The sequence below is a fragment of the Methylocaldum sp. genome (assembly GCF_039794385.1).
GTDB lineage: Bacteria > Pseudomonadota > Gammaproteobacteria > Methylococcales > Methylococcaceae > Methylocaldum.
Map to the genome: position 1 here is coordinate 1 of NZ_JBDIVO010000344.1, position 4,809 is coordinate 4,809.

The window sequence follows — 4,809 nt, forward strand, 5'->3', positions numbered from 1 at the left end:
CTCCTGGTATTTCGGGCCGCCGCCCAGGCCGGTACACGCCCGGCCTGGGCTCACGCGGCTTGTCGCCGCGCCGGGGCATCCCTGCCCCGGATTAACCCGGCCTATATTTATAGGCCGGGTTAATAACTCGAAAGCATGATCGTCCGCGTGCCGGTCTCGATGATCGGGCGTCGCGGGCGTGGCCGACAGAGGACCTGGGAAAGGAGGCGACTCATGGCGTACACGGCGAGCGATTTTCTGCTGGATCGGCTTTCGGCTTGGGGCATCCGGCGCATTTATGGGTATCCAGGCGATGGCATCAACGGCATTCTAGGCGCGCTGGGGCGGGCCGGAGACCGATTTCAATTCATCCAGGCGCGCCACGAGGAAATGACCGCCTTTATGGCCTGCGCCCATGCCAAGTTTACCGGGCAACTGGGCGTGTGCCTCGCGACCTCGGGGCCCGGCGCGATTCATCTGCTGAACGGACTTTATGATGCCAAGCTGGACCACCAGCCGGTGCTGGCGATCATCGGGCAACAGGCGCGCGGCGCCCTGGGCGGCGATTATCAACAGGAAGTGGACCTGGTGACGCTGTTCAAGGATGTGGCCCACGAGTACGTCCACATGGCATCGAGCCCGGACCAGGTTCGGCACTTGGTGGATCGGGCGGTGCGCATCGCCGTGTGCGAGCGGACCGTCACCTGCATCGTTGTTCCCAACGACGTACAGGAACTGGACGCGGTCACCACGCCGCCCCGGAAACACGGCCATATTCTGTCCGGGGTCGGCTATGCCGCGCCGCGGGTGGTGCCCAAAGAGGAGGATCTGCAAAAGGCGGCGGACGTGCTGAACCAGGGCCAGCGTGTCGCGATGCTGGTGGGCGCGGGCGCCCTGCATGCGACCGACGAAGTCACCGAAACGGCGGAGATTCTCGGGGCCGGCGTCGCCAAGGCGCTCTTGGGCAAGGCGGCGCTGCCGGACGACCTGCCTTTCGTCACGGGTTCCATCGGACTCTTGGGTACCCGGCCCAGCTACGAGATGATGCTGAACTGCGATACCCTCCTGATGATCGGTTCGCGCTTTCCTTATACCGAGTTTCTGCCCAAGGAAGGCCAGGCCCGCGGCGTTCAGATCGATCTCGACGGGCGGATGCTGAGCATGCGCTATCCCATGGAAGTTAACCTGGTGGGCGACAGCGCGGAGACGCTCCGGGCCTTGATCCCGCTGCTGCAACGGAAGACCGATCGCAGCTGGCGAGATTTCATCGAGCGGGAAATCCGGGAGTGGTGGCAAGTGCTGGAATCCCGCGCCATGAACGCTGCCGATCCCATCAATCCGCAGCGGGTCTTCTGGGAACTGTCGCCGCGCCTTCCCGACAACTGCATCATTTCCGCCGACTCCGGCTCCGGCACCAACTGGTACGCCCGCGACGTGAAAATCCGCCGCGGCATGATGGCCTCGCTCTCGGGCGGGCTCGCCACCATGGGCTGCGGCGTGCCCTACGCCATCGCCGCCAAGTTCGCCTACCCCGACCGGGCCGTGATCGCTTTGGTGGGCGACGGGGCCATGCAGATGAACGGTAACGCCGAATTGGTGACGGTCGAAAAGTACTGGAAGGAATGGCGCGATCCGCGTTTCATCGTGCTGGTGCTCAATAACCGCGACCTCAACCAGGTGACCTGGGAGCAACGGGCCTTGGCGGGCGACCCCAAGTACGAAGCGTCGCAAGATGTGCCCGATTTCCCCTATGCCAGATACGCCGAATCGCTGGGCTTCATGGGGCTCAAGGTGGACAAGCCGGAGGACATCGCCCCGGCCTGGGAGCGGGCTTTCGCCGCCGACCGGCCGGTGCTCTTGGAAGCGTACACCGATCCCAACGTGCCGCCGCTGCCGCCGCACATCACCTTCGAGCAGGCCAAGGCTTATCTTTCGGCACTGTTCGGCGGAGACGTGGATGCCTGGGGCATCGTCAAATCCGCCGCGAAGGAAATGAAAGCGACGGTTTTGCCGGAGACGGATTGAGCCTGGCCACGGTGCGCCGGCGCCTCGCGGTCAGTATCTTGGAAATGGCGCTTCGACAGTTGCCGGTTCAGACATGAGGCAAGCACTATGGCGACTTCCATCGGCAAAAAACTCTGGGCCATCGCCGAAGGCTATATCCCGCCGACGAGCGTCGGCGAGGGCCGGGCGCTCGAGAGTCACGAAACCGTCTGCATGCTCAATGCAGGCGACACGGACGCCCACGTGGCCATCACCATCTTTTTCAGCGACCGCGAACCGGCCGGACCGTATCGGCTGACCGTGCCGGCTCGGCGCACGCTGCACCTGCGTTTCAACGATCTGGAAGATCCCGAGCCCATCCCCGTGGATACCGACTATGCCAGCATCATCGAATCGGATGTACCCATCGTCGTGCAGCACACCCGGCTGGACTCGCGCCAGGCCGAACTCGCGCTGCTGACCACCACGGCTTATTCGGAGGGATGAGAGTACTCATGCGGTTTCTGCTGTTGATCCCGTTTTTATTCTTGCTCACCGGCTGTCCCGTCCCGCCCGTTGCGACCGGATTTCCTTTGGCCGCGCCTTCGGCCGCCGGGGGTGCGCAGATTACGACCGTCACGCAGGTCACGTTGTCGCAACCCAATTTCCGCCTCTTAAAAGCGGATGTCATCGGCAGCAGCACCGGTTTCAGGCTGCTCGGCCTTCTGACCTTCAAGAGCCCGGATTATGCTGAAGCGATCACGCGCCTGTACGAAAAGGCCGGAGTCTCGAACGGCACGGCGCAGGTTTTCGTGAACCTGGTGTACGATCAGACGAGCCCCTATTTCATCCTGTTTTCGCTGCCGAAGATCACCGTGCGCGGGGATTTGGTGGAGTTCCGGGACGACCGGCGATGAGGCGGGAGCGCTTGGTTTGAATCCGGCGCTCGGGTTGACTGGGCCAGCCCCAAACAGCCAAGCCGGCTACGAGGGCTGCGCCGGCCGCGAGCCAGCCCCGGTGCATGTTCGCCCAGAGCAGCCAGCTCCACGGCCTGGCCCGGTTGTCGAACCGGCCGTGGGCACCATGATCGCCGGGCACCGGGTCGAACAGGTTGTCGGGGCGGTTCGACGGCAAGGGTTCCGGGCCGAGCTGGCCCTCGTAAGCCTTGTCGGCGAGATAGCGGTCCAGGAAGCCGGGGACGAGCTTGTTGCCGAGAATGGTTTTCACCGTCGGCCAGCCGATCCAGAATTCGCGGCGCGGGTGATAAGCGGCGTGAACGATGCCGCGCGCCGCCACTTCCGGCTGAAAGATCGGCGGAACCGGCTGGGGATTCCGGTTGATGTGTATGCGCGCCCAATCGAACTGGGGTGTGTTGAACGCGGCGATCTGCACCATCGTCAGCCGGATCTCGGAGCGGTGGTGGATCAGCTCGGAACGGAGCGCGTCGGTGAAGCCGCGGATGGCGAACTTGGCCCCGCGATAGGCCGATTGCAGCGGAATGGCGCGATAGGCGAGGGCGGAGCCCACCTGCACGATGGTGCCGCGGTTTCTTTGCCGCATCCGCTTGAGCGCCGCCATCGTGCCGTAGACGTAGCCGAGATAGGTGACCTCGGTCACCCGCTTGAATTCCGCGGGCGTCATGGCGCTCACCGGCGAGAATACCGTTGCCATGGCGCAGTTGATCCAGATGTCGATCGGCCCCAATTCCCGCTCGACCCGACCGGCGGCCTGCTCGACCTGATCGGGATCGGACACGTCGGCAGGAATGACGAGCGCCGTGCCTCCGGCCTGCCGGATATCCCGCGTAGCACCTTCCAATCCGTCCGCGCCGCGCGACAGCACGGCGACCCGTGCGCCGCGTCGGGCGAACTCCACCGCAGTGGCGCGCCCCACGCCGGCCGAGGCTCCGGTGATCACGACGACGTCCGATGTGCTCATGGCTGCTCCTGCTGGATTATTGCGCCGGCGATAAGCCTACGCTTACGGATATTGACCGGCGCTTGCGACGGGTGTTCGGACACGATGAGGCTAAAGATAGAAGGATTGGGTTGGCTGAGCCTAGATATCGTGGTCTATGTTTCGGAAAGTCAAGTAAGCCACCCGATAGTGGCGGTTCATCCTTTGCCTTGCTGCCATGAAAGATGCCCTTCTCAGGGCGGCAAATCCCTTCGAGATCAGACTGGCAGCGCCTTGAAGCAGGCCGTAGCACGAAAATGTTAGTCCTCTTCATAAGCCCAATCTTGGGCTGGGCACGAACCGGAAGTCCGGCCAGGAGATCTAAGCCAGTAAGGAATTTGGCCTGTGAGTCGCCGCTATGGATATTCATTCGATCTTTCCGGCCAGGCGAGGGATGTCTGGTTCGTGGGGTACCGGGTATTGCCGGATGTACCGGTTGCGCGGGTGGTTATGGATTCTTCCGCTCTTGGCTGGTTGCGCAGCGAGTCCGATAGCCGAGTCCTGGCGGCAGGCGGCTACAAATCAGCCGTCCTTTGCAGAGATCAGCGCCGATCCGGAGTCGTTCAGAGGACAGACGGTAATCTTGGGCGGTAAGGTGGCTGCTGCCCGCGTTCTGCCGTCAGTGACAGAAATCGAGGTTTGGCAAAAGCCTCTGGATTCCAGTGACCGTCCCAAGGAAAAGTTCAACGCCTCTCAAAGCCGATTTCTGGTCCGGTGCCTTGGCTCTCTGAACTCAGCGGACTACTTTCCGGGCCGTCTGATTACCGTGGCCGGGGAGATCCAGGAGCAGGCGGTCCAAGACGCGGAAATTCGGCCCTTGGGTCGATTCCACTACATTTATCCGGCGGTCCGCTACCCGGTGATCGATTGCGGCCAAGTCCATGTGTGGCC

At 63.1% G+C, this 4,809-nt stretch carries 5 protein-coding genes; 4 read left to right on the forward strand and 1 reads right to left on the reverse strand.

The genetic code is table 11. From position 1 onward, the window contains the following. Window positions 1-213: 213 nt before the first annotated feature. The 3 genes from ABJK70_RS20315 (at window position 214) to ABJK70_RS20325 (ending at window position 2,879) form a co-directional block, all read left to right on the forward strand. Entirely contained in the window at window positions 214-2,004 is a 1,791-nt protein-coding gene (locus ABJK70_RS20315) for a thiamine pyrophosphate-requiring protein (RefSeq protein WP_086135553.1), read from the forward strand. A gap of 87 nt (window positions 2,005-2,091) precedes the next feature. Further along, the gene (locus tag ABJK70_RS20320; RefSeq protein ID WP_077730178.1) at window positions 2,092-2,469 is read left to right on the forward strand and encodes a sensory rhodopsin transducer; all 378 of its coding nucleotides are present in this window, start codon (window positions 2,092-2,094) and stop codon (window positions 2,467-2,469) included. Next, window positions 2,466-2,879 carry a DUF6567 family protein gene (locus ABJK70_RS20325; protein WP_139841171.1) on the forward strand — a complete coding sequence of 138 codons (414 nt, stop codon included), beginning with the start codon at window positions 2,466-2,468 and terminating at the stop codon, window positions 2,877-2,879. The genes ABJK70_RS20320 and ABJK70_RS20325 overlap by 4 nt, the downstream gene beginning before the upstream one ends. Here ABJK70_RS20325 and ABJK70_RS20330 read toward each other — a convergent pair. After that, window positions 2,833-3,900 (reverse strand): SDR family oxidoreductase, encoded by a 1,068-nt coding sequence (locus ABJK70_RS20330; protein WP_347258918.1) that lies wholly within the window; start codon window positions 3,898-3,900, stop codon window positions 2,833-2,835. The genes ABJK70_RS20325 and ABJK70_RS20330 overlap by 47 nt on opposite strands. Window positions 3,901-4,312: 412 nt before the next feature. Here ABJK70_RS20330 and ABJK70_RS20335 point away from each other — a divergent pair. Continuing rightward, on the forward strand, window positions 4,313-4,809 hold a 497-nt coding region (locus ABJK70_RS20335; protein ID WP_347258919.1), incomplete at its 3' end, for a Slp family lipoprotein.

What these genes read in the sequence shown, in the direction of transcription:
- ABJK70_RS20325 (WP_139841171.1), top strand. Translation starts at nt 2,466, where the DNA reads ATGAGAGTACTCATGCGGTTTCTGCTGTTGATCCCGTTTTTATTCTTG.
- ABJK70_RS20330 (WP_347258918.1), bottom strand. Translation starts at nt 3,900, where the DNA reads ATGAGCACATCGGACGTCGTCGTGATCACCGGAGCCTCGGCCGGCGTG.
- ABJK70_RS20320 (WP_077730178.1), top strand. Translation starts at nt 2,092, where the DNA reads ATGGCGACTTCCATCGGCAAAAAACTCTGGGCCATCGCCGAAGGCTAT.
- ABJK70_RS20315 (WP_086135553.1), top strand. Translation starts at nt 214, where the DNA reads ATGGCGTACACGGCGAGCGATTTTCTGCTGGATCGGCTTTCGGCTTGG.